General features: G+C 58.3%; 28 protein-coding genes (1 of these 28 running past the window's edge). 8 read left to right on the top strand and 20 right to left on the bottom strand.

The genetic code is table 11. The features are described 5' to 3' along the window. On the bottom strand, nt 1-974 hold the 5' portion of the coding sequence (gene tyrS / locus JOE33_RS16790; protein ID WP_054992490.1) for a tyrosine--tRNA ligase. It extends 238 nt beyond the left edge of the window; 974 of the gene's 1212 nt are visible here — the first part of the coding sequence; its start codon is at nt 972-974; its stop codon lies off the left edge, out of view. Between the two features lie 201 nt (nt 975-1175). Between tyrS and JOE33_RS16785 the strand changes: the two genes are divergently transcribed. Together JOE33_RS16785 and JOE33_RS16780 are read left to right on the top strand one after the other, a co-directional pair. Then, nucleotides 1176-2600: a peptidoglycan DD-metalloendopeptidase family protein gene (locus JOE33_RS16785; RefSeq protein ID WP_032611709.1), complete on the top strand. Its 1425-nt coding sequence runs from the start codon at nt 1176-1178 to the stop codon at nt 2598-2600. 3 nt (nt 2601-2603) lie between these two features. Then, a complete protein-coding gene (locus tag JOE33_RS16780) occupies nt 2604-3698 on the top strand; it encodes an anhydro-N-acetylmuramic acid kinase (protein WP_209924101.1) in 1095 nt (364 codons plus the stop codon). 61 nt (nt 3699-3759) lie between these two features. Here the strand turns inward: JOE33_RS16780 and erpA are convergent, their stop codons facing one another. Both erpA and argC read right to left on the bottom strand, forming a co-directional pair. Further along, a complete protein-coding gene (erpA, locus tag JOE33_RS16775) occupies nt 3760-4110 on the bottom strand; it encodes an iron-sulfur cluster insertion protein ErpA (protein ID WP_002551953.1) in 351 nt (116 codons plus the stop codon). A 99-nt stretch (nt 4111-4209) separates the two neighbouring features. Beyond that, nucleotides 4210-5244, bottom strand: a complete 1035-nt coding sequence (argC, locus tag JOE33_RS16770; protein WP_032611713.1) for an N-acetyl-gamma-glutamyl-phosphate reductase — start codon at nt 5242-5244, stop codon at nt 4210-4212. A gap of 133 nt (nt 5245-5377) precedes the next feature. Here argC and hemJ point away from each other — a divergent pair, with 133 nt between their 5' ends. The 5 genes from hemJ to coq7 all read left to right on the top strand — a co-directional run bounded on the left by hemJ (nt 5378) and on the right by coq7 (nt 8863). Further along, entirely contained in the window at nt 5378-5806 is a 429-nt protein-coding gene (gene hemJ, locus JOE33_RS16765) for a protoporphyrinogen oxidase HemJ (RefSeq protein WP_010439055.1), read from the top strand. 98 nt (nt 5807-5904) lie between these two features. Next, nucleotides 5905-6819, top strand: a complete 915-nt coding sequence (locus JOE33_RS16760) for a DUF805 domain-containing protein (RefSeq protein WP_096125013.1) — start codon at nt 5905-5907, stop codon at nt 6817-6819. Between the two features lie 56 nt (nt 6820-6875). Further along, entirely contained in the window at nt 6876-7652 is a 777-nt protein-coding gene (locus tag JOE33_RS16755) for an SDR family oxidoreductase (RefSeq protein ID WP_122579031.1), read from the top strand. A 103-nt stretch (nt 7653-7755) separates the two neighbouring features. Beyond that, nucleotides 7756-8094: a histidine triad nucleotide-binding protein gene (locus JOE33_RS16750; RefSeq protein WP_003316306.1), complete on the top strand. Its 339-nt coding sequence runs from the start codon at nt 7756-7758 to the stop codon at nt 8092-8094. A 121-nt stretch (nt 8095-8215) separates the two neighbouring features. Continuing rightward, nucleotides 8216-8863 (top strand): 2-polyprenyl-3-methyl-6-methoxy-1,4-benzoquinone monooxygenase, encoded by a 648-nt coding sequence (gene coq7, locus JOE33_RS16745; RefSeq protein WP_003401955.1) that lies wholly within the window; start codon nt 8216-8218, stop codon nt 8861-8863. Between the two features lie 71 nt (nt 8864-8934). Here the strand turns inward: coq7 and speD are convergent, their stop codons facing one another. Together speD and JOE33_RS16735 are read right to left on the bottom strand one after the other, a co-directional pair. Continuing rightward, the gene (gene speD, locus JOE33_RS16740) at nt 8935-9729 is read right to left on the bottom strand and encodes an adenosylmethionine decarboxylase (protein ID WP_003316303.1); all 795 of its coding nucleotides are present in this window, start codon (nt 9727-9729) and stop codon (nt 8935-8937) included. A gap of 242 nt (nt 9730-9971) precedes the next feature. Then, entirely contained in the window at nt 9972-10394 is a 423-nt protein-coding gene (locus JOE33_RS16735) for an OsmC family protein (RefSeq protein WP_003372688.1), read from the bottom strand. Nucleotides 10395-10597: 203 nt separating this feature from the next. On the opposite strand from JOE33_RS16735, the gene crp reads away from it, so the two are divergent. Further along, on the top strand, nt 10598-11242 hold the full coding sequence (crp, locus tag JOE33_RS16730; protein WP_010439039.1) for a cAMP-activated global transcriptional regulator CRP: 645 nt from the start codon (nt 10598-10600) through the stop codon (nt 11240-11242). Nucleotides 11243-11253: 11 nt separating this feature from the next. On the opposite strand, the gene JOE33_RS16725 is transcribed toward crp, so the two are convergent. The 15 genes from JOE33_RS16725 to JOE33_RS16655 form a co-directional block, all read right to left on the bottom strand. Beyond that, nucleotides 11254-11949, bottom strand: coding sequence for a lipoate--protein ligase family protein (locus JOE33_RS16725; RefSeq protein WP_096139776.1), 696 nt, complete (start codon nt 11947-11949; stop codon nt 11254-11256). A gap of 25 nt (nt 11950-11974) precedes the next feature. Then, complete coding sequence (trpC, locus tag JOE33_RS16720; RefSeq protein ID WP_096139775.1) at nt 11975-12811, bottom strand: indole-3-glycerol phosphate synthase TrpC; 837 nt, start codon at nt 12809-12811, stop codon at nt 11975-11977. Then, entirely contained in the window at nt 12808-13857 is a 1050-nt protein-coding gene (gene trpD, locus JOE33_RS16715) for an anthranilate phosphoribosyltransferase (RefSeq protein ID WP_187625865.1), read from the bottom strand. The genes trpC and trpD overlap by 4 nt, the downstream gene beginning before the upstream one ends. 21 nt (nt 13858-13878) lie before the next feature. Further along, nucleotides 13879-14478 carry an aminodeoxychorismate/anthranilate synthase component II gene (locus JOE33_RS16710; protein ID WP_003394873.1) on the bottom strand — a complete coding sequence of 200 codons (600 nt, stop codon included), beginning with the start codon at nt 14476-14478 and terminating at the stop codon, nt 13879-13881. A gap of 411 nt (nt 14479-14889) precedes the next feature. After that, nucleotides 14890-15402 (bottom strand): lysis system i-spanin subunit Rz, encoded by a 513-nt coding sequence (locus JOE33_RS16705; RefSeq protein ID WP_187625864.1) that lies wholly within the window; start codon nt 15400-15402, stop codon nt 14890-14892. Beyond that, on the bottom strand, nt 15399-15944 hold the full coding sequence (locus JOE33_RS16700; RefSeq protein WP_010439024.1) for a glycoside hydrolase family 19 protein: 546 nt from the start codon (nt 15942-15944) through the stop codon (nt 15399-15401). The genes JOE33_RS16705 and JOE33_RS16700 overlap by 4 nt, the downstream gene beginning before the upstream one ends. A gap of 242 nt (nt 15945-16186) precedes the next feature. Beyond that, nucleotides 16187-16684, bottom strand: a complete 498-nt coding sequence (locus tag JOE33_RS16695) for a phage tail protein (protein ID WP_122528907.1) — start codon at nt 16682-16684, stop codon at nt 16187-16189. Between the two features lie 277 nt (nt 16685-16961). Next, nucleotides 16962-18023 (bottom strand): phage tail assembly chaperone, encoded by a 1062-nt coding sequence (locus tag JOE33_RS16690; RefSeq protein ID WP_240009404.1) that lies wholly within the window; start codon nt 18021-18023, stop codon nt 16962-16964. A 255-nt stretch (nt 18024-18278) separates the two neighbouring features. Further along, a complete protein-coding gene (locus tag JOE33_RS16685; RefSeq protein ID WP_096131480.1) occupies nt 18279-18845 on the bottom strand; it encodes a tail fiber assembly protein in 567 nt (188 codons plus the stop codon). Between the two features lie 7 nt (nt 18846-18852). Then, nucleotides 18853-20316 (bottom strand): phage tail protein, encoded by a 1464-nt coding sequence (locus JOE33_RS16680; RefSeq protein WP_187625863.1) that lies wholly within the window; start codon nt 20314-20316, stop codon nt 18853-18855. A 10-nt stretch (nt 20317-20326) separates the two neighbouring features. Further along, on the bottom strand, nt 20327-20926 hold the full coding sequence (locus tag JOE33_RS16675; RefSeq protein WP_187625862.1) for a putative phage tail protein: 600 nt from the start codon (nt 20924-20926) through the stop codon (nt 20327-20329). Further along, nucleotides 20914-21954 carry a baseplate J/gp47 family protein gene (locus JOE33_RS16670; protein ID WP_044343678.1) on the bottom strand — a complete coding sequence of 347 codons (1041 nt, stop codon included), beginning with the start codon at nt 21952-21954 and terminating at the stop codon, nt 20914-20916. The genes JOE33_RS16675 and JOE33_RS16670 overlap by 13 nt, the downstream gene beginning before the upstream one ends. Then, on the bottom strand, nt 21944-22342 hold the full coding sequence (locus tag JOE33_RS16665; RefSeq protein WP_122528903.1) for a phage GP46 family protein: 399 nt from the start codon (nt 22340-22342) through the stop codon (nt 21944-21946). Before JOE33_RS16665 ends, JOE33_RS16670 begins: the two co-directional genes overlap by 11 nt. Further along, a complete protein-coding gene (locus JOE33_RS16660; RefSeq protein ID WP_003341098.1) occupies nt 22339-22851 on the bottom strand; it encodes a phage baseplate assembly protein V in 513 nt (170 codons plus the stop codon). Before JOE33_RS16660 ends, JOE33_RS16665 begins: the two co-directional genes overlap by 4 nt. Next, nucleotides 22848-23975 (bottom strand): phage baseplate assembly protein, encoded by a 1128-nt coding sequence (locus JOE33_RS16655; protein WP_187625861.1) that lies wholly within the window; start codon nt 23973-23975, stop codon nt 22848-22850. Before JOE33_RS16655 ends, JOE33_RS16660 begins: the two co-directional genes overlap by 4 nt. Nucleotide 23976 lies beyond the last annotated feature (1 nt).

Raw genomic sequence — 23976 nt, 5'->3', positions numbered from 1 at the left:
AGATCATCCGGCAGCTCGCCTTCCTTCATACGGTTGCCCGCAGAGCGGTGCGCATTGGCCGCAGCCTCCTCGCCATGAAAACGAGCGACCAGCTCTTCGGCCAGCTTGATCTTGATGTCGCGAGGGTTGGCACCCGCTTCGCAATCAGCCTTCAAGCCATTGATCTCTTCCATAGAGCGGAAGCTCAGCAGCTCGAAGTAGCGCCACATCAGGGAATCAGGAATCGACACCAGCTTGCTGTACATGATGCCCGGCGCTTCTTGAATGCCGACGTAGTTGCCCAGTGACTTGGACATCTTCTTCACGCCATCCAGACCTTCCAGCAACGGCATGGTCAGAATGCATTGCGGCTCCTGCCCGTAAGCGCGCTGAAGCTCGCGCCCCATCAGCAGATTGAATTTCTGATCGGTACCGCCCAGCTCGACGTCGGCCTTCAAGGCCACGGAGTCATAGCCCTGCACCAGCGGATAAAGGAATTCGTGAATGGCAATGGACTGATTGCTTTTATAGCGCTTGTCGAAATCGTCACGCTCAAGCATCCGCGCGACCGTGTACTGCGAAGACAAGCGAATGAAGTCAGCCGGACTCAGCTGGTCCATCCAGGTGGAGTTGAACGCGACTTCGGTCTTGGCCGGATCGAGAATCTTGAAGACCTGCGACTTGTAGGTTTCGGCGTAGTCGAGAACCTGCTCGCGGGTGAGCGGCGGACGCGTAGCACTCTTACCACTCGGGTCGCCGATCATGCCGGTGAAATCACCGATCAGGAAGATGATCTGATGCCCCAGATCCTGGAACTGCCGCAGCTTGTTAATAAGCACGGTGTGCCCAAGGTGCAGATCGGGTGCCGTCGGGTCGAAACCAGCCTTGATACGCAGTGGCTGGCCACGCTTCAGCTTCTCGACCAGTTCGGCCTCGACCAGGAGTTCATCTGCACCGCGCTTGATCAGCGCCAGCTGCTCTTCAACCGACTTCATTTCAGCCCCCAATTCAAAGGGAACCAACCTTACAAGATCAGAGCCCAATTACAAGTTTTGCCCAGCGTTTGCCCGCGAATCAGTGACTGATACGCGGGAAGGGTTGCTTCGAGCAGGTTTTGGTTATATTTTATACAGTTATTTCATCTTCATCATGTCATTCATCTTTTCCATTTCACCTTTTTCAAAGTCAAATTACCTATGAAAGACACACCGCCTAAAGCGCCCCCGCTTTATCCGAAGAGTCACCTGCTCGCTGCAAGCGGCATCGCCGCATTGTTGAGCCTGGCTCTCCTGGTTTTCCCATCCAGCGATGTCGAAGCCAAACGAACGAACATTCCTCTCGATCTGGAAGCACCGGATCAGGACGTACAAGACCAAGACGCTCAGCAAGCCACTCAAGCCACACCTGAAACCACCGAATCGCCATTTGCCCAGATCGACAATGCCGACGATCAGGCTCAGGACACTGCCGACGCGCAACCTCAGGCAGAGAAACCGGCGCCATCTGCTGCTAAGGATCCTGCCCACAGGGAGGTCACCGTCAGCAAGGGTGACACGCTGTCGACCCTGTTCGAAAAGGTCGGGCTGCCAGCCGCCACTGTTCACGAAGTACTGGCAAGCGACAAGCAAGCCAAGCAGTTCAGCAAGCTGCAGAACGGGCAGACGCTGCAGTTCGAGCTGACGCCGGATGGCCAACTCAAGCAATTGCACACGAAGCTCAGCGAAGTCGAATCCATCAGCCTGTCGAAGACTGCGACGGGTTACGCATTCAATCGTGAGATCAGCAAGCCCAACGTGCGTAACGCCTATGTGCATGGGGTGATCAACAGCTCCCTGTCGCAATCCGCGCAACGTGCTGGCCTGACCCATAGCATGACGATGGACATGGCCAACATCTTCGGCTACGACATCGACTTCGCGCAGGACATCCGCAAGGGTGACGAATTCGATGTGGTGTACGAACAGAAAGTGGTCAACGGCAAGAGCGTAGGCACAGGAAATATCCTGTCGGCCCGCTTCACTAACCGGGGCAAGACCTACACCGCAGTTCGCTACACCAACAAGCAGGGTAATACCAATTACTACACGGCCGACGGCAACAGCATGCGCAAGGCCTTCATCCGTACCCCGGTAGACTTCGCCCGCATCAGCTCGATGTTTTCGATGGGCCGCAAGCACCCGATCCTCAACAAGATCCGCGCCCACAAAGGCGTCGACTACGCAGCACCACGCGGTACGCCGATCAAGGCAACCGGCGACGGCAAGGTCCTGCTCGCCGGCCGCCGTGGCGGATACGGCAATACCGTCATCATTCAGCATGGCGACACCTACCGCACGCTGTATGGCCACATGCAGGGCTTCGCCAAAGGCATACAGACCGGCGGAACCGTCAAGCAAGGTCAGGTTATCGGCTATATTGGAACTACCGGTCTGTCCACAGGCCCGCACTTGCACTACGAGTTTCAGGTCAATGGCGTTCACGTAGACCCGTTGGGCCAGAAGCTTCCGATGGCGGATCCGATCGCCAAATCCGAAAAACAGCGGTTCATGCAGCAAAGCCAGCCGTTGATGGCACGCATGGATCAGGAAAAAGCCACCACGCTGGCGTCGAATAAAAGGTAATCCATGGACTTCTTCTATATAGGTGTGATGTCCGGCAGCAGTCTCGATGGGATTGATATCGCCCTTTTGAAGCAGGATGACCGATCAAGGCTTCTGGCCACTCACTACATCCCAATGCCGGAAGACCTGTATGCCGAGTTGCTGGGGCTTTGCTCCAGCGGCGCGGACGAGCTGGCGCGTGCGGCAATTGCGGAGCAAAAGTGGTGCAGGCTGGTCGCACAGGGTGTGCAGACCTTGCTGAAAGATCAAAACATGGTGCCCGCCCAGATTCGCGCCATTGGCAGCCACGGCCAGACTATTCGTCACGAACCCGCACGCGGCTACAGCATTCAGATCGGCAACCCTGCGCTGCTGGCAGAGCTGACCGAAATTACCGTGGTCAGCGACTTCCGCCGCCGCGACATCGCAGCAGGCGGTCAGGGCGCACCGCTGGTACCGGCTTTCCACGAAGCACTGTTCGACGACAACAAGGATCATCGCGCCGTATTGAACATCGGCGGGTTCAGTAACCTGAGTCTGATCGAGTCCGATCGCCCGGTCGAAGGCTTCGACTGCGGACCCGGCAACGTACTGCTTGATGCCTGGATACAGTCACAGCGCCACGAGAGCTATGACAAGGACGGCGTCTGGTCGGCGAGCGGCAAGGTCGATTCTGCGCTGCTCGAGAAACTGCTCAGCGATCAGTTTTTCCTGACCAAGGGTCCCAAGAGTACAGGCCGGGAAGTATTCAATCTGGGTTGGGTTAAACACCATCTGTTCCAGTCGAAAACACTGGCTCCAGAAGATGTGCAGGCCACTCTGCTGGAACTGACAGCATTGACGATCACCGATTCCCTGAAATCTGCACAACCGATTACCCGGGAGCTTCTGGTCTGTGGTGGCGGTGCGCATAACAAGGCGCTGATGAAACGCCTTGCAGAGCTGTTGCCCGATACAGAGGTCAGCAGTACCGAGAAGTTCGGCGTAGACCCTGACTGGGTTGAGGCAATGGCGTTTGCCTGGCTGGCGCATTGCTGCCTCGAAGGCGTTCCGGCCAACCGTCCGACGGTGACCGGCGCCAAGGGCAGACGCGTTCTGGGCGCCATCTACCCCGCCTGATACCTGCTGCAATGCAAAACGCCGCTCAATGAGCGGCGTTTTTGTTTACAGCAAGCTTCGATCAGATCGAGAACGAGGAGCCACAGCCACAGGTTGTGGAGGCATTCGGGTTCTTGATCACGAATCGCGACCCTTCAAGCCCTTCCTGATAATCCACTTCTGCGCCGGCCAGGTACTGAAAGCTCATCGGATCGACAACCAGGCTTACGCCCTCGCGCTCGACGATGGTGTCATCGTCTGCTACATCTTCATCGAAGGTAAAACCGTACTGAAAACCTGAGCAACCGCCACCTGTAACGAATACACGCAGTTTGAGACGATCATTGCCCTCTTCGTCGACCAGGGTTTTCACCTTGTGCGCTGCATTTGGAGTGAACTCCAAAGCGGTAGGCGTGAAGGATTCGACACTCATGTCAGATATCTCCCGGCGTTAGCCGTCGTAATGCGTAATGACGGCATTATCCGCTTCTCCTAGAAAATCGGTCAACTATTTGCTGGACGGCGGCAGTGCTTACGGCATCATGCCCGCATGAGACAACCCGGCGCGCTCATCAAGGCCGAACAGGATGTTCATGTTCTGCACCGCCTGACCTGACGCACCTTTGACCAGATTGTCGATCACTGAAAGCACGACGACCAGATCGCCGCCCTGTGGACGATGCACTGCGATACGGCAAACGTTGGCGCCACGCACACTGCGGGTTTCGGGATGGCTGCCCGCCGGCATCACATCCACGAACGGCTCGTCGGCGTAGCGCTTCTCGAACAGAGCCTGCAGGTCAACCGAGCGATCAGTGACCGTTGCATAGAGCGTGGAGTGAATGCCGCGAATCATTGGCACCAGATGTGGAACGAACGTCAGGCCGACATCCCCAGCCGCAGCGCGACGCAACCCCTGGGTGATCTCCGGCAGGTGACGGTGGCCCTTCACAGCGTAGGCCTTGAAGCTTTCATTGGCTTCCGAGTACAGCGAACCGATGTTCAGGCCACGTCCCGCACCGCTCACGCCGGATTTGCAGTCGGCAATCAGACGGGAGTTGTCGGCAATACCGGCTTCAAGCAGCGGCAGGAAGCCCAGCTGGGTAGCGGTCGGATAGCAGCCGGGTACGGCGATGAGTCGCGCATTCCTGATCTGCTCGCGGTTGACTTCCGGCAGCCCGTACACCGCGTCCTGCAACAGTTGCGGAGCACCATGCGGCTGGCCGTACCACTTGGCCCACTCGACCGGATCCTGCAGACGGAAGTCGGCAGACAGGTCGATGACCTTGGTGCCTGCCTCGAGCAGTTCACCGGCCAGGGCATGAGCGACACCGTGGGGCGTAGCGAAGAACACGACGTCACAGGCACCCAGAGTTTTCACATCAGGCACGCTGAACGCGAGGCCGTCGTAGTGCCCGCGCAGGTTCGGATACATGTCGGCGACTGGCATGCCGGCCTCCGAGCGCGAGGTAATCACCACGACTTCTGCCTGCGGATGCTGTGCCAACAGACGCAGCAGCTCGACCCCGGTGTAACCCGTGCCGCCGACGATACCGACCTTGACCATAACCTGCCCTCAACGAAACAACTGGAAAGCGGTCGATAATAGGAGCCTATCGCCTCTGCGACAACCGACAACGTGACGTATGGGCGCACAAGACACTACTATTCGGCCACCGTGAACCTGGGAATAATCAAAAATGCTCTATCTATGGATAAAGGCGCTTCATGTCATTTCAATGGTCTGCTGGTTTGCAGCCCTGTTCTATCTGCCAAGACTGTTCGTCTATCACTCGATGAGTGAGGACACGGTCAGCCGCGAGCGTTTCGTTGTCATGGAGCGCAAGCTGTACCGTGGCATCATGACCCCGGCCATGATCGCAACGCTGGTCTTCGGCGGCTGGCTGATCAGCTTCGACGCCAGCGGTTATTTCAGCCAGGGATGGATGCACGCCAAGCTCGCGCTGGTTGTCCTGCTGATCGGCTATCACCACGTCTGCGGCGCACAGGTCAAACGCTTTGCCCGTGGCGAGAATGGCCGCAGCCATGTGTTTTATCGCTGGTTCAATGAAATCCCGGTATTGATCCTGATCGCCATCGTCATTCTGGTGATCGTCAAACCCTTCTGACGCCAAGCGTCACCCGGCCTCATCAGTAACGCGACAGGGCGCTGTTTCTCAGACAGGCGCCCGGCACTGTTTTCCACTTAAAGACAAGGAAGCCCCGTATGGCCGATTCACACTTCAAGATCGTATTTGAAGGGCAGGTGCGTGAAGGCGTCGAGCTCGACACCGCAAAGGCCAATCTGGCGGGGCTGTTCAAAAGCGAACCGTCTGCAGTGCAGAAGCTGTTCAGTGGTCAACCCGTTGCCCTCAAGCGCGGGATTCCGTATCAGGACGCGGAGCGCTACCTGAAGGCGCTGAACGATGCGGGCGTCGAAGCACGTATCGAACCTGACATTGAAATCAGCCTGAGTCTGGATGAAGTCGTCAGCCAGCCTTCCCCCAAACCCGCGCATCTGGAAATATCGCCCTACGCACCGCCAAAGGCACAGGTCGGCGCTGATCAGCCAGCTCATTCGACCCTGAAGGTCTTGAGTATCAATGGACGTATCGGGCGCTTGCGCTATTTGGCGTGGAGCATGGTCCTGAGCGCCGCGACGCTGGTGCTGGTGGGTGTGTGCCTGCTGGTCATGAACGGCTCGCTGGTCGCCGGCGGTCTGCTGATGGCGGTGGTACTCGTCGTATTCGCTGTCATCGGCGCGCAGATCGGCGTTCAGCGGCTGCATGATCTGGGTTGGTCGGGCTGGCTTCTGCTGCTGACCTTAGTGCCGTTCGTAGGCAGCGTTTTCCCGTTTCTGATGATCCTGCTGCCCGGAACAAAAGGCCCCAACGCTTTCGGCCCGCCGCCGCCAGCGAATTCCCGGGGTGTGAAGACTCTGGCTGTTCTGTGGGTGTTACTCATCCCCATTGTCCTGATCGGGCTTACTGCTGGCGGTGGAGGCATGCTGCGCGATGAACTGGAATTGCAGACCGACGAATACGAGCAATCGCTCCCCTATGACGATGAAGAAAGCCGTGACAGTGCCTTGACCGCGCCAGCGGATGTCAACATAGAGCCCGAAGAACAAAGCGACAAGTAATAGACTGCTCACGGTTCGGCAGACTGCCGGTCGCAACACGCTCAATGGAGAAATGCATGACCCGTTACGCCCTGATCACAGGCGCGTCCAGCGGCATAGGCCTGGCGATGGCCGAAGCCCTGGCACGTCGCGGTCGCAACCTGATCCTGGTCGCCCGCCAGCGCGATCTGCTGGAAACAATTGCACTGGAGTTGACTCAGCGTTTTGGCGTGGAAGTGCTGTTTCGAGCATGCGATCTGGGCGAGCCACTGAGACTCTCGGGATTTCTGCTGGAGCTGGAAGATGGTGCTCACCAGATTGATCTGCTGGTCAACGCTGCGGGCATCGGCACGTGCGGGCCTTTTCTGGCTCAGGAATGGAGCGCCGAACAGGATCTGATCGACCTGAACATTCTGGCGCTGACTCGCCTGTGCCACACGGTAGGCAATCTGATGGCCATTCAGGGCGGCGGCCAGATACTCAACATCGCCTCGGTGGCTGCGTTCCAGCCCGGGCCATGGATGAGCACCTACTACGCCAGCAAGGCTTATGTGCTGCATTTTTCCGAAGGGTTGCGCGAGGAAGTGAAAAAAGCCGGAGTGAAGGTCTCGGTGCTGTGCCCCGGTCCGACCAGGACAGCTTTTTTTCGCACTGCGCAGTTACAGGTCAATGCCGATAACCTGATGAGCCCGGAAGAAGTGGCGCTGTATACCGTTCGCGCACTGGCAAAAAACCGCGCAGTGATCACTCCCGGTTTCAGTAACCGATTGTGGACGCTCAGCCCGCGTCTGGTTTCACGCTGGCTGGCTCGCCAGATCAGTGGCTACATCAACAAGAAATACTGCCCGCGCTGACCGACAAACGGCTGGGCGAGCCGCGTCTTGCTCAGTACACTCGGACGCGCTGAAGCACAGCGATACCCTGTGACGACCATCAACCGACAAGGAGCAAACGGCTGTGGACACTTTGTTTACCAAGATCATCAATCGGGAAATCCCGGCAAAGATCATCTATGAAGATGATCAGGTACTGGCCTTTCACGACATCGCCCCACAGGCACCCGTGCATTTTCTGGTGATCCCGAAAAAGCCTATCCGCACCCTGAACGATCTGACCGAGGAAGACAAAGGCCTGGCCGGACATATTCTGTTCACGGCGCAGCGTCTGGCACTCGAGCTGGGCTGCGAAGAAGGCTTCCGCGTAGTGATGAACTGCAATGAGCTGGGCGGGCAGACCGTCTACCACATCCACATGCACGTGCTCGGTCAGCGTCAGATGAACTGGCCACCGGGCTGAGCCAGCGTTTTCGGGCTTGCCGGCCGACCAGCGCGTGTGATCAGCGCTGGTCGGCCAACACAAGCCCTGCCCGCTCCGGCCGATTCGGGTAAACTGCCCGCATGATCTTCCGGAGGTGCCCATGGCTACCGAACGTCAATACTCCCCCCTCGACCGTCTGTTACTGCAAGCCGACAGCGCGATGCGCACATTGCTGCCGTCCAGCGCGCACTCGCAGCGCCCTTCCCCTGCCGTTGTTCAGCCCGAACACAAGATGAGCGAAGTCGACACGCGCCACGTCGCGGGCCTGATGCGCATCAACCATACCGGCGAAGTCTGCGCCCAGGCGCTTTATCAGGGCCAGGCGCTGACGGCAAAGCTGCCCAAGGTGCGCAAGGCGATGGAGCGTGCGGCTGAAGAAGAAATCGATCATCTGGTCTGGTGCGAACAGCGCATTCATCAGCTTGGCAGCCATACCAGTGTGCTGAACCCGCTGTTCTACAGCCTGTCTTTCGGGATGGGCGCAGTAGCCGGGGTTATCAGCGACCGGGTCAGTCTGGGGTTCGTCGCGGCGACCGAAGATCAGGTCTGCAAGCACCTGGCTGAACATCTGGAGCAACTGCCGACCGAAGACGGAAAGTCCCGGGCTATCCTGCAACAGATGCTCAGTGATGAAGAACACCACGCTGAGTCCGCGCTGGAGGCTGGAGGTTTTCGCTTCCCGGCACCGGTCAAGTTCGGCATGAGTGTACTGGCCAAGGTCATGACCAAATCGACTTATCGCATCTGACGATTGCGTATACAAAGCCCATAAAAAAGGCGCCTGCATCCAGGCGCCTTTTTAATGTCCGGAATCCGGGTTTATACGGCTACGTTGCGGCCGTAGAAGATTTCCAGCATTTCGTGTTTGACCTTGGCGGTCACTTGCTCGCGCTGCTCGGGAGACAAGTTGCTGGTGGCATCGCCAAACAGGTAGTTGTCCAGTTCGAACTGCTTGAGCAGCATCTTGGTGTGGAACAGGTTTTCCTGATACACGTTCACGTCGGTCATCTGGTAACCGTTGCGCGTGTCTTCGGAGAGGTAGTTCTGGATCGAGTTGATCTCATGGTCGATGAAGTGCTTCTTGCCTTCCACGTCACGGGTAAAGCCGCGCACGCGATAGTCGACCGTCACGATATCCGACTCGAACTTATGGATCAGGTAGTTCAACGCCTTGAGCGGTGAAATAACGCCACAGGTCGACACATCGATATCCACGCGGAAGGTGGCAATACCGTCAACCGGATGAATTTCCGGATAGGTGTGGACCGTGATGTGACTCTTGTCCAGGTGCGCCAGGATGGTTTCCGGCAGTGGACCTGGCGACTCTTCGATCTGGCTTTCGGTAGGCGTCACCGGCTGCTCCGAGATCAGAATGGTCACACTGGCACCTTGTGGATCGTAATCCTGACGCGCAATGTTCAGGATGTTGGCACCAATGATATCGACAACATCAGTCAGAATCCGCGTCAGGCGTTCTGCGTCGTACACACTGTTGATGTACTCGACATACGCCTGCTGGTCCTGCGGGGTTTCCGCATAGCAGATGTCATAAATGTTGAAGCTCAAGGTCTTTGTCAGGTTATTGAACCCGTGGAGCTTGAGTTTGCTTTTCACCGTTAAAAACTCTCTATATGGGTGCGGCGCCAGCCGCGTGATCAAGCATGCCCGTCAGGTGAGCCCGGCTCATCTGCGTAGGACGGTTAACACCTCTTCGCGTTGGCGATTTTGGTTGTCTGTTCGGACCGGCAGCAGAAAACCAATACATGCTGCGCCCGTAAAAAGTGGCGCATTATGCAGACGTCCGAAGCCGTCTGCCAGAGTGTGCGCCGTTTTTATGATCGTTGGATGTCTGGCGTTCAGCCCAGTTCGACAATTTCATAATCGTGAGTGATCTTCACACCCGCGTTACCGAGCATGATCGAGGCAGAGCAATACTTCTCTGCGGACAGTTCGATAGCCCGCTTGACCTGTGCTTCTTTCAACCCGCGTCCCTTGACGACGAAGTGCAGGTGGATTTTGGTGAACACTTTCGGGTCTTCATCGGCACGCTCGGCATCCAGAAACGCCTCGCAGCTTTCCACGGGTTGGCGTGACTTTTTCAAAATGCTCACAACGTCAAAGTTGCTGCAGCCACCTAGACCGATCAAGACCATTTCCATCGGGCGTACACCCAGGTTGCGACCACCGCTCTCCGGCGGACCGTCCATTACCACCACATGACCGCTACCGGATTCGCCGAGGAACATGGCTTCGCCAGCCCATTGGATGCGTGCCTTCATCGCCAAGACTCCACTGTAAAAAAAGGGGTCGCCAGCTTAGCACAGGGCCAAAAGCTGCCCGGAAGAAATGCCTTTTTGTAGGAAACGCGTAGGAATGTTCGCAAATAGCTTCCTACACGTCTGGAAAAGCTGGCGAGAATAAAGGCGCAGCCGATACCTACAGGTATGCCATTTGGCCATACACCTTATTTCGGAAGTCTCGCATGGTCGCAATAACCTTTACGCCCAAAGCAAACAGTCTGGACAAGCTGCTGCCCCATGCAGAACGCCGCCGCTGCCCCGCGAAAACCAACATCATCAATGCCGGTGAGCGATCCGAGTCGTTGTTTCTGATCCTCAAGGGCTCAGTCACGGTCCTGATCGAGGACGACGAGCGTCGGGAGATGATCGTCGCCTACCTCAACAGCGGGGATTTTTTCGGCGAACTGGGCCTGTTCGAGCACCAGGGAAAGGAGTCCGTGCGCAGCGCCTGGGTGCGAGCCAAGACCGAGTGCGAAGTGGCCGAGATTTCATATGACGCGTTCCGCGAGCTGACCAGGCAAGAACCGGAAATTCTGTATGCGCTCGGCAGCCAGATGGCCGAGCGTCTGCGCAATACAACGCGCAAGGTCGGTGATCTGGCGTTTCTCGATGTCACCGGGCGAGTGGCTCGCACGTTGCTCGAACTGTGCAAGCAGCCGGATGCAATGACTCACCCGGACGGCATGCAGATCAAGATTACCCGACAGGAAATCGGACGCATCGTCGGCTGCTCGAGGGAAATGGTCGGACGCGTGCTCAAAGCCCTTGAAGAACAGAGCCTGGTCAACGTCAAAGGAAAGACCATGGTGGTCTACGGGACACGCTGAGCCCTTGATATTCAGAGCCCGGCGAGCAGCTTCCGGTAAGCCTGCGCCAAGCGCCCCAGGACGTCAGCGCCCGGAAACGCTTCGTACAGGGCAATGTGGCTTGCGGCCTGAACACGCGGCTCAAGCTCGCACAGCTCATTGAAGCGGTTTACCGCGGCCGCCATCTGAACGCGCTCGTTATCCAGCAGCAAAGCACCATGCGCCAGCACTACAGAACGCGTCCCGCCCTGACTCTGACGCCATCGCTGAGCCGTTCCAACCATCTTGCGACCGTCGAGATTGACGTTGAAGCGGCCGTCGCAGAATGCGCCTGCCACCTCACCCAGTGAAGCCTGACCACCCAACTCGATCAACAGATCGAGAATCGGCTGACACAATCGCAGGTAGGCGGTTTCTATGCGGTCACGATCAATGTCAGTGTGCGGTTGCGCATAGACCAGCGCGATATTCAGCGTGGCGCAGGACTGTGGCACCGGCTCGCCGCCGGTTTCACGCAAGAGGACGGGCCATGCATTGTCCGACAGGGTCTCGCTGGCTTCGGCAAACCCCGGTAACCGGCTCATCCGCCGTGGCATGACCAGCGCGCGATCATTGGGCCGCCAGAACAGCAGCCCGTGATCTGCCGCCCCGGAGCATACCGACGCCAGAAGATCCTGCTCGGCCTGCAGGCCTTGTTCGACACAGATGTCGATGATCGAGTCTTGCATGCAGGACCTCGGAAAGGTGTTCAGCTCAGTCGCCGGACGAAGCGCTTACCGCAATCTTGCGCTCAGGGAAGAACAACCGCTGCAGCTCGGCGCCAGGGTGTTCGGCACGCATGAAAGCCTCCCCCACCAGAAACGAATAGACATCGCTGATTTCCATCAGCTCGACATCCGCACGATTGAGAATGCCGCTTTCGGTGACGACCAGGCGATCGCGCGGGATACGTGGCAGCAAGTCCAGCGTGGTTTCCAGGCTCACTTCAAACGTGTGCAGGTTGCGATTGTTGATGCCCACCAGCGGCGTATCGAGCGTCTTGAGCGCGCGCTCCAGCTCATCGCCGTCGTGCACCTCGACCAGCACATCCAGATTCAAGCTTTTGGCAACAGCAGCCAGTTCAGCCATCTGCATGTCATCCAGTGCCGAGACGATCAGCAGAATGCAGTCAGCGCCGAGGGCACGTGCTTCGACCACCTGATAGGGGTCGATCATGAAATCCTTGCGGATCACCGGCAGGTTGCACGCCGCACGGGCCTCCTGCAAATAGGCATCGGAGCCCTGAAAGAAGTCCACGTCGGTCAGCACCGACAGACAGGTCGCGCCACCGGCCTGATAACTTCTGGCGATCTCACCCGGCAGGAAGTGTTCGCGGATGACACCCTTGCTCGGCGAAGCCTTCTTGATTTCCGCGATAACGGCGGGCTGCTTTGCCTTGGCCTGAGCGATCAATGCCTTGGCAAAGCCACGTGGCGCGTCGGCCTGGGCGGCCTGTTGTTCAAGCTCGGTCAGGCTCACCATTGCACGACGAGCCGCGATTTCCTCGGCCTTTCGGGCAAGGATCTTTTCCAGTACGGTTGGCACACTCATGCTTCGTTCTCCTGCTTGAATACCGCCGTGAAGGCACCCAGCTCTTCCAGTTTTTCCCGCGCCAGGCCAGTGTGCAACGCGTCGTGCGCCAGGGCCACGCCCTCTTTGAGGCTTGTGGCGTGATCAGCAGCGTAAAGCGCGGCGCCGGCATTGAGCACGATCATCTCGGCAGCCTTCTGCCCGTTCTCGGTCTTGCGACGTCCCAGCGCATCGCGGATCAGCTCCAGCGAAGCTACAGGGCTTTCCACGGCAAGGCCATACAGGCTCTGGCTTTTGATGCCCAGGTCCTCGGGCTGTACCCAGTATTCGGTGACTTCGCCGTTTTTCAGCTCGGCCACGAAGGTCGGTGCAGCCAGACTGAATTCGTCCAGGCCGTCCTGCGAGTGGACCACCAGCACATGCTTGCTGCCCAGACGCAGCAGCACCTCGGCCAGCGGACGGCAAAGCGCCTGATTGAACACGCCAACGATCTGGTGACGAACGCCCGCCGGATTGGTCAGCGGGCCGAGCATATTGAACAGTGTGCGCAGACCCAGCTCGCGGCGTGGCCCGGCAGTGTGTTTCATGGCCGTGTGATGAGACTGGGCGAACATGAAACCGATACCCACGCTGTCGATGCAACGTGCGACCTGAACAGGCGTGAGGTTCAGATAAACCCCGGCAGCCTCGAGCAGATCGGCACTGCCACTTTTACCCGAGACAGCACGGTTGCCGTGCTTGGCCACTGTGCAACCCGCGGCTGCGATGACGAAGGCGGAAGCCGTCGAGACGTTGAAAATGTTCGCCCCGTCGCCACCGGTGCCGACGATATCGACCACACCATCCAGGGTTTTCAGCTCGACCTTGTCCGCCAGCTCGCGCATGACCGAAACCGCACCGACGATTTCGTCGATGGTCTCACTCTTCATGCGCATGCCCATCAGAAAAGAACCAATCTGCGCTTCAGTGCATTGGCCGGTCATGATTTCGCGCATGACATCACTCATCTCTTCAGTGGTCAGGTCCAGTTGGTTGACCACGCGATCGAGCGCGCTTTTGATATTCATGGGGGTACTCATAAAAAATCCTTAGCCCTGACGATGGCCGCCACTCTGCTTGAGAAAATTGGCGAACAGCTCGTGGCCCTGCTCGGTCAGGATCGACTCGGGGTGAAACTGCACCCCTTCGACGTTCAGTGTCTTGTGGCGCAGGCCCATGATCTCATCGACCGAGCCGTCTTCCAGCGCAGTCCAGGCCGTCACTTCCAGGCAGTCGGGCAACGTATCCTGCTTGACCACCAGCGAGTGGTAGCGGGTGACCACCAACGGATGATTCAAGCCATCGAACACCCCGCCGTCTTCGTGAATGACCGGGCTGGTTTTGCCATGCATGACCTGCCGCGCACGAACCACGTCGCCGCCAAAGGCCTGACCGATGGACTGATGCCCCAGGCATACGCCCAGAATCGGCAGCTTGCCCGCGAAGTGCTTGATCACATCAAGCGAGACGCCAGCTTCATTGGGCGTGCACGGCCCAGGCGAGACCACGATGTGCTCCGGGTTCAGGGCTTCGATCTCGGCGATGCTCAGTTCGTCATTGCGAATGACTTTGACGTCCGCCCCCAGCTCACCGAGGTACTGCACGACGTTGTAGGTAAACGAATCGTAGTTATCGATCATCAGCAGCATTTTGCTATCAACCTTTTGATTTACTGACGTGATTCAGGCCTTCCGGATTCTGCTTCACTCATGCATCCCCTCGTCAGCCACAGGGCCGGGGGACGGAGAAAAGCATCACAAAATCGAAGGCATACAGGTACGGGACCGGCAGGGCCGGCAAGGAAAAAGTCAGGCGCGCCAACGCCAACGGGCGTGAGCCTTGATAACGCGCATCAAAAGCTTGCTGACTGTCGTCACGGAAGGGGTCTCATCGGTACGTTTCAGGACATTAGCGTACCGAATCGGCCGGTGCAATATGAATGTACCGGGCCAGGCCGATTGAAAGGCTGGCAACAACGCAAAAGAGGGCCGCGCCTCCTTGCGGAGGCGGGATTGAGGCAGGGGCACGATGGCCTAGGGGGTGGGGAGCCGAGAGGAACATCAGTGCGCAATCTCGCGCACGTAGGCTTGGCAGGCCTTCAAAGCGATCAATCCCTGATCGCCGTAGTCGGTGATGGCGACAATTCGTCCAGCAGCCGCTGGGTCAAGTTCGCCTCGCGAGCTTCCATGAACCACGCCGCCGGCATCGGTGCCGGCTGGCATGCCAGCATGGTTGGCGGGGCTGTTGGCAAGGAGGACTGACAAGCGCAAATCAGCGGTAGCCAGGCGATCACGTAAACGAGCCTGAGCAGTCTGTGCATCGCTCAACTCCTTGTGGATGGTTGTATCGTTGGTGTGCAAACGGACTTCCAGCGCCCGTCGTTGTGCCTGCTCGGCGTTCTGCCAGTCGACGACCGCCAGCGCCGCTTGCTCGCGCTCGCGCTGCCACGTCAGTGCTTGCGTGGACAGTTGCAGGCCATAGCGGGCCGCCTGCCATTTCCAGGCCGCCCATGTACCCAGCCCAGCCCCCAGCACGAATGCGAGGATCAGGAATCGCATATCCAGCACTTTCACGGCAGCACCTCCAATGCCCGCTGGTAAAGCGCCTGCCGATCCGCCAGGCCGTTGGTACCGCCGTTGATGCGGCGGGTGATCATCAGAAAATCACCCTTGTCTGCCAGCGCGTTGAGGTTGGCCCGATCCCAGAACCATGCCGCCGACATGGCCGCGTGGTCGGGTTGTTCGAGCAGTTGCGGCTGACTCAACAGGTCCAGCCCCAGCGCTTCGCCACACGCTTCGTAGTTGGCCCGACCCGTCACCTGAATCAGCCCACGGCCCCGATACAACTGACCGTCGCCATCTGCTTCTGGCGTGTTGCCCAAACGCAGCGCCAACTGGCCCGTGTCGTACTTGGCCAGATAGCTGTCGCTACCCAGCTCGCGCACATAACGAAGCTGCCCGGACTCATGCCCTATCTGAGCGATGAACGCGGCGATACGCAGGCGAGTGTTGATGGCGTAGCGGGCCATGGCGGTGTTGAGAGCAGGAACGAAAACGCCGGCTTTAAGGCCGGCGTTAGGGAGGATTTGCAGTAGTTGTTGCTGGTTGATAGGCATGGTTACTCCTGCCTTGCTTATGAAGCTCGTCAGTGCCCCCAATCGACGAAGCTTTCGTGACTCAAGAGCGACGCGCATCAGGGGTAACAGACGCCCCATCATTGCGAGGCGTCATTACCTGAGTCGTTAGCAGCAGTCATATCAGCAGGCTGCGGCGATATCGAAAGCATAAACAGTAACGCCAGCTTCAGAGCCGGCGTCGGGTGCAATTCGTTTTCGCGCTCGCCCTGCCAAATGGCCAACTACTCAGAAGGTGGCACATACACAAAAGGCTGCGCAGGCGCCACTGGCCAGTCGAACTTCCTTGGGTAACCTGGCAATGTGTCAATTAGGGAAAGCTGCACGCGATAAAGACGGAACGCGTACAGCTCAGCGTTTATTGCTGGCACGGATTTCACTTGCGCTTCGGTCGCCAGATTCATTGCTATAGCGTCTTGAAGAATATCCAGATCGTCCAGCAAAGCGTGGATTCGAGCGGTAGCGTTACTTGATAGGTTATTTCGCTGACTCGTCACCAACTGCACGACCGACTCCTCGGTCGGCTCGAGAACCGGGCCAAACTCACCAGCGAGGGCGCGGTTATACAGATCGACTCCGTGAGCAGCGGAGTCGTTGGGAGATGCACTAAAAGGCACCTCGCCGAAAGTGTCTTTAAACTCTGCAAACAACACCCACAGGTTAATGTATGTGTGTGTCATATCGGACCAACGTGGATCACGAGCGCTTATTACTGTGTACATATGAATACCTTTGATTTTCTATTGAGAGAGTATGGGTTTGTGAATGATTGACGCTTGCGGGCGTCAGCGGACCTCCTGTTTCGTTTGATGACAGGAACTAAAACGCCGGCGGTGGCGCCGGCGTCAGGGATGATGTTCAGTTTTTGTTACTGGTCGAGAGGCATTGATCCGCCCCAAGGGCTTGCGGGACGAGCCCACCCCGTGAGCCGATAAGGCTCTCCTGTTCAAAAGCGAGATTAAATGGCGAATAAAACAACGCCCCCCTCAGAGCGGGGCGTCAGGACTTGGGCAGCTCGTCTGCACTTACGCCCCTAACCGGTGCCAGCTGTTCAGTCGGCTTTACATATACAAACGGCGACGCTGGCGGAGCGGGCCACACGAACGACTCTGGAAAGCCTGGCTGCGCATCGAGCTGGGCGAGCTGCACACGGTAAAGCCAATACGCATCAAGCTCGGCCTGCAGCGCAGACAGGTTTCTCAACTGGGCTTCAATGGCACTTTGTACAACGACCAGTCTGCTGATCAACGTATCGACTTTCGCAGTGGCCATGGCCGAGTATCCGTTGCGCTGAGTCATGACATCGCCCGTTCCCACTTCCGTGATCGGTTCGAGAATCAGGCCGAACTCGCCGTTAAAGGCACGGTTGAAAAGTTCTCTGGCTTGTGGCTTAGGGGCGTTGGCAGAAACAGTTACGGCCTCCTCACCATTCGTATATTTGGTTTTCTCGAAAACAACTAAAAGTACGATAGCGGTATGAGCTTGATCGACCCAGCGAGGGTTACGAATGCTGTTCATGATCCAAGGCAGTTCATCTTCGCTAACGCCTGTAGGCGGTGTAGTCACTTCCGGCGGCTTTACGTAAACAAACGGAGTCGCAGGAGGAACAGGCCAGGCGAAAGAAGTAGGGAATCCCGGGAGCGAACTCAGATTGGAGAGCTGTGCCCGGTAAAGCGAATACGCATCAAGCTCGGCTTGCAGCGCAGGCCGAGACTCGATTTGCGCGACTGTGGCCGACCCCGATGCAATGGCGTTTTGCACAATAGTCAGTTGAAAGTCCAGCTCGTTGATTCTCTTGGTAGCGTTGTCCAGGTAGATACCGCGCTCCGCATTGACGTTGATAAGGATCATCTGCTCACTCGGCTCGAGAATCTCACCGAACTCACCGGCGATTGCTCGGCTGAACAATGCTGCGTATTGCGGATCCGGATGATTGGCAGAGACCGATATAGCGTCCTGACGATCCATATAGCCGGGTTCAGTAATGATCACCCACAGCGTCATGGAGGTATGGGCCTGGTCAGCCCATTGCGGGTTACGGGAGATGGGTACTATGTTCATGGTTAATCCTTCATGTTGTGTATTAAGAGAGTGCTGTTATTACGGGATGACGATTTATGTGCACACCAGACGCCTCTGCCGATAACGCCTGAGTTAACGATGCGGAAGGTCAGTGCTGTGTGGCGTTATGAATCACGTTTTATTAACGACTCAGCATCTTTTGTCCGCAGAGTCTGTGAGGATTTGGCACGCGACTAAAACGCACGCAGCGGTCTCGAAAGACGGGCAAAAAAAAAACCGCTCTCGCGGTCATGTCTACAGGGCAGTTGCATCGGAGGGCGGTGAAGGCCATTTGATCTGGAGAGGGTAATCCGGGGTTTGCTCGATCCGGTTCAGCTTCACGCTATAGCGTTTCCATTCGAGCAAACTTGCCTTCTCCGCCTCGGTGGCATCTCCCAGTTCTTCGGCATACTGCAACGGGGCGATACGTGTAGCTGCTTCCTGCAAACGCTGGTCACGAACCACCAAAGCAGCAGAAGCCAAAGCGGCCCTCTGCGCTTCGACATCAAGAACCCATTCCCCCTCTCGCCAAACGTAATATTTTCCAGGCCATTGTTTGGCGGTAAGCCGTTCAGGCGGCAGACCGAGGCTGCTCCACTCCTCTACCGAGCCGTCGTTTATTCGATACATCAAGCCACGGCGATCTATGACCTGCTGCAGCTCACCGTTTATGAGTGTCCAGGCAAATCCTGTGTTCGGCTCGTTAAGTAATTCGGTCATGCTTACAGCGTTGCTGGGCGTTTGCTCGCCCAGTCCAGGAACAACCGGTAATTCAACAGGCCCTATCAAGGCCCCAGAGTCATCTATCAAGTAAGTAGGCATAATGTCCTCAGATCAGTTTAATACGGCCGGGATAGGCCATGTTGCGGCTACGGAAACGAATCCAGTTGTTCATCGGTTGCTGGTCGTCTCTCATAGCAGCTCCCGTCGCGCCGTTATCTGTCGTTTCACGGAGATACGCAGAACCTCCAGCTGGAACCAAAGCACCGATCGGCAACACGCCATTAGGGCCTATGGAACTGAGACGTCCATCTGCCTGGGCATGACCATTGCCTAACAAGTAAGTACCCGTTTCTATGTCAGACCCGCTCCACTCCTGAGCCACCGTCCTGAGCCAAGTGCCGTCCTGCCAAGAGCCGGCGACACGCGACGCATCGACCCCACGAGACTCATCCAGTACCCGCAAGAACTCGCCCCTACCTTCGGGCCCTCGGAAGGTCAGGGCGCCGTCGCCACTGCTCCATCCACCTTCCTTGCCGGTACGAGCTGCTTCGGTGTAAACCATCCCGGACTTTTGCGCATGATCCCAAAGCCACGGCCAGTCGGCGCGGTTAAGAAGCCCACCGTTCAACGCTCCGTATCCTCCTGGGCTGAACAACGTCGTTGTTTCGAAGACGGGTCGTCCCAGAGGTGTATTGTCGTAGCGTCCTACCGGCCACCAACTCCCGGCACCATCACTGCGCAGATGCCACCAATCGCCAGCCCCCATTAGAACCAGAAAGGAATAACCAGCAGCATTTAAATGGGTATGAAACCTGATCTTTTCCCCGGCACTTGCATTCACGGTCAGCCGGTTGCCACTGCTGTCTATCCTGCGAACAATGACGTCCTTTACGCCTAGTGCCGCATTTGAAGAGGGCAGTGTGAATGCACGATTGCCGCCAGTAGCATCCAGTAGCAGCAACTCCATCTGGTCTCTTGTAAAAACTATATCGGTATTGAAAGAGAACACTTTTTTAGAGTCGACCTCCTTTACCTCTGTGATTTTGCCGCGCTTGGTGATGTAGATCGCGTCAGTGTTAAAAACAAGCTCTACCCACTCCGCCGCATTCAGCTTCAACGTATTGCTGCCGGCACCGTATAGAGAGATGACCTCAGCACCGTTGGCCTTGATAGTTGCCGCTCCTGGCGATGCGTTATGAAAGGTTATCGACTTACCTACCACTACGCTCGCCTTGGGAGGCAGGGTCAGCGTGATACCGGCGAGGTTGATTCTGTGCCAGTGCCCCGCTGCCCCGGGCAGAAGGGTCTCGGATGCGGTATAGCCAAAACCGGCACCACGATAAGCCTGCCTGACTTGCGAACCTATCTGCGTGATAGCCGATGCAAGCTGGTCTGTTCTGGTTTCATCAGGCTGCTCACCACCGGCCGCCATCGCATTCAAAATCTCCTGCGTGATCGAGTTACCCCACTGCGCAGGAATAAGCGAGCCGGGCATGCCGGTCGCCGGGTTTTCATCTACAAACTTGCCGCTTGCCAAGCCTACGCCCGGCACACTCTTGGGATAATCCACATTGTGTTCCTCAGTTGAAGTTTACGAATTCGACGCTGTGCGCCGGTGCTGCTCGACGGATCAAACACTCGATGGCCAGCCCGGGATTCACCCCGAACCGCTCTCCCCAGTAGCTGGCCCCGAAGCGTCGGCCCAGGCGCTGGCGCCCGCCGGTGTTCAGGGTCCACATGAATTGCGCGTTCCAGGTGCCGAAGTGCGCCTGGCCAAAACGCGAACGCCCCATACGGGGCGCTCGGTGTTCGGTCACGGTGGCATCGGGGTAGCCTTGGCTGATGGCAATGTCGATGTAGAACGCCGCGTTCTGCCCTCCCGTTGCCACGAGCCGCTGTCGCACCGACAGACGCCGGTCTGCGAACAGGGGTTTGAGCCCCAGGCACGGGTCAGGCAGGTTCATCACCCGCTCCCAGTCCGGGACCAGTTCACTGACGGTGGCGGGGTCCATCTCGTTGAGCAGGTCGAACGCGCGGCCATCGATGCGCGCGAACTCGCGGGACAGGCCGGTAATGACCTGCTGCAATTCCGGCACCCGCTCCGGATCCCACGCAGGGCCGGGAGGCAACAGCGTCTGCAGTTGCTCCGCGTAGTGTTCGGCGGTTCTTATGACGACCATTGAATACCCCCGAACGTGAGCAGCTGGTTGGCGGCCGCGGTAACGTTGGCCACGGGAGAAACCAGCACATGATCGGTTTCGCCTGTCGCGCGGCTGATGGCCTCGGCAATGTGCGTGAGCAACAGGGTTTCGCCCAGTCCGCCCTCACGGTTGTGCAGGTCCAGCAGCTGCGCCTCGACCGCTGCCCGCACGGCAGAGGTATCCGGTGTGAGCCGGATGGTGTAAACCACCGGTTTCTGCACCGGCGCCAGCACATACACGTCTGCCGTAACCGGACGCAGCGGCTCGATATACGCAGCGACCGCAGCGAGCTGCTCGGCGTCGGGAATGGGATCGGCCTGGTCGTCGCGCATGAAAAACACCGCGACAGTCCCTGGCCCCATGAACCGGCGCACACACCAGGCGCGCGTCACGCCCGGCACTTCCAGCGCCCAGGTCACGTAATCATCCTGATTGCCGCCATGCGGAATGACCCGGTAGGAGCGCACGACACGGGCACGCAACGACTCGATACTTTCCTGCGCGATGCCGCCGGACAAACCGTCGGCGATGACGGTGAAGGTGCTGTCGATACCTTCGACCGGTTGCACGGCAGTCATCACCAGACCGGCATCCGCATTACCCAGAACACCGGCATCCACCGCTTCGACCGTGGTCGTGTTGTTGCCCGCAACCGTAGTGACGCCTTTGGTCACGCGGTAGAAGCGTCCATCACTGAACTGCAGCACCGTGTCCGCATCCAGCACCGCGCCGGCCGCAGCGGTGAAGCGCACCGTCCCGGTAGCCGCCTGTGCCACCTTGCGCGGCTGCCTCAGGCGCAGGATGGCTTGCCGCTCGAGGGTTTCCTCATCGGCGGTGTCCGGCAGAATCTGGTCGGCGATCCAGTCCTGATAGCCGTACAGCCCGTAGGCCGCACCGCTGTGCGCGCGGGACAATACCCGGGCATCGGACTGACGCAGCGCTTCGTCGGCGAGGTCGACCTGGGTTCGGTTGATCAACGCCGGTAACGTAGGTGTTTCAAACGGCATAAATCACCTGCCACTGTTCAGAAGGGTTGAAGCGCACGACCTGACCGTCCGAGACGACCAGCTCGACGCCCAGGTTCAGGCGGTTGCTCTGAACCTGTTCGGTAAGGATGTTGATGTTCTTGACCTGGCCGTCTGCGATCAGCCAGTCGAGCGCTTCGCGGGCATAGAACTCGGCGTCGCGCTGAGTCTGGGCAGTCAGCCTGACCCGGCGCAGCAGCCACAGCCTGGAACCGATGCGGTCATTGGCCTGCGCCGGGTAGGTGTCGCCCCACCAGCCATAGCGCTCGGCATCGTCGAACGGGTCGTCCGCTTCGGCACGCCGCCAGGTGAACAGGCTGATCACCACCGAGCGCAGCAAGGACGCCTGCAGAGAGCCTTCAATGATCATCCGGCACCTCCAACGGGCGGCCCGCTCTGGCCATTACCGCCCTGCACGTTGCCGTGCAGATGGCTGATCTGGCTGATGCCCGCGGCGAGCTGGTCACCCTGGGACACGATCTTTCCGGTCTGGGTGATCTGTGGTGTGTCGAAGTTCACGGCCACCGCCGCCTTGATGTTCAAGGTGTCGGTTTCAATGTCGATGACCTTGCCGCGCTTGAGGTGAATCTTGTCGCCCTCGTCGGTATAGATCGCCACTTCGCCGGACTCCAGACCCTTGAGGCGATAGCGCCGGTCGGCCACCACCAGCAGCAGACCATGCGACCGGTCACCACCAATGAAAGCGGCAATGCCCTCGGCGCCGGCCAGCGGGTTGCTGGTGAAACCGTAGGGTTCGAAGTGCTCCATGTCGTCCTTGACCTCTCCGGCGGTGAGGCGCATTTGCAGCGCCTGCATTTTGCTGCTGGCCCTGGCGAGCACCACCGTGCCACGCACCAGCATGCGATTGAGTAAGCTCATGAGGTTGTTTCCTCGTCGATGGGCAGCAACCAGGAGTAAGCGTCCTGATTGACCTGCACCTTGCTGCGCTTGTTGGGATCACCCGGCTCGGCCTGGAAACCTTCGGGCGGACCGACCACCAGTGTGGTGATCGTGCCTTGGTCGGTCAGCGAGTAGGTCACGGCTGAAATCAGCATGTTCCGGCTCGTAAAACCAATGACCGGATCGATCACCCGCACCATAGTGTTGTGCCGCCAGAGCGCGCCGTTGGACTGCCGCCAGCCCTGGACCTTGTAGGTGGTGAGCAGCGCCTTGCCGGCCCGCTGACCGCGCTCCCAGTTGGCGCGACTCAAAGCGAGTTTGGGTGTGATTGGCGCATCCTCATGAACGACCAGTACGCGAAGACGCTTTTTATGCGCGGGATCGTCATGCCGGTTATCCGTGACTTCTGCCGAGACCTCCGATGACTCCTTGCCGAACGTCTGGTCATTACCGGTCTGTTGACCGATGACCCGGTACTCGGAAAAGAGCCCGGAAAAGTCCCGCGCTATGCTCGCGCTCAACACGTTCTTGCCGAGTTCGAGCGCATCTGCGCTCTGCCCGCGACTACCCGGCCTGGCCAGTACCACATTGCCGTATTCGTCATCGGTGGAAAAAATCCGGAACAGGGTCAGCAGCCGGTCAATGGACTTGAACACGGTTTCGGCAGGCTCGATGGTGTGATCGGCCATCTTCGAGGTTTCCGGTATTTCGCTGATCACCGACAAGCCATAGGGAGCAGCCAGCGCTTCAACGATCTTCAGCACCCCCACCTCCTTCCACTGGCTCGGCTTGTTGATGGCCGAGCAGTCGATAAGGTCAGCGGTTTTCGAGCGTCCGGAAATCTTTAGCGTGACTTGCTTGCCGTCATAGCTGATCGGCGCGGCAAACACCCAGCCGGTCAGCATCAACTCGCCGCCGATACGCACCTCGCACGCTGCGCCGGGCGTGATCGGATGCGAGATTTCAGTGCCCGGCCACTGCCAGGTAATGCTCACGTCAAAGCTGCGCGCCTGACGCTCGATCCCGGCAGAGATTTCCACCGCCTTCCAGCCGGCGTAGTCATGCTCGTCAACCGTCAGGGTGACAACGTTAGGGTCGATCATG

The sequence above is a fragment of the Pseudomonas sp. PvP027 genome (genome assembly GCF_017833005.1).
GTDB classification, from domain to species: Bacteria; Pseudomonadota; Gammaproteobacteria; order Pseudomonadales; family Pseudomonadaceae; genus Aquipseudomonas; species Aquipseudomonas congelans.
This window is presented reverse-complemented; position numbering and strand designations above follow the sequence as displayed.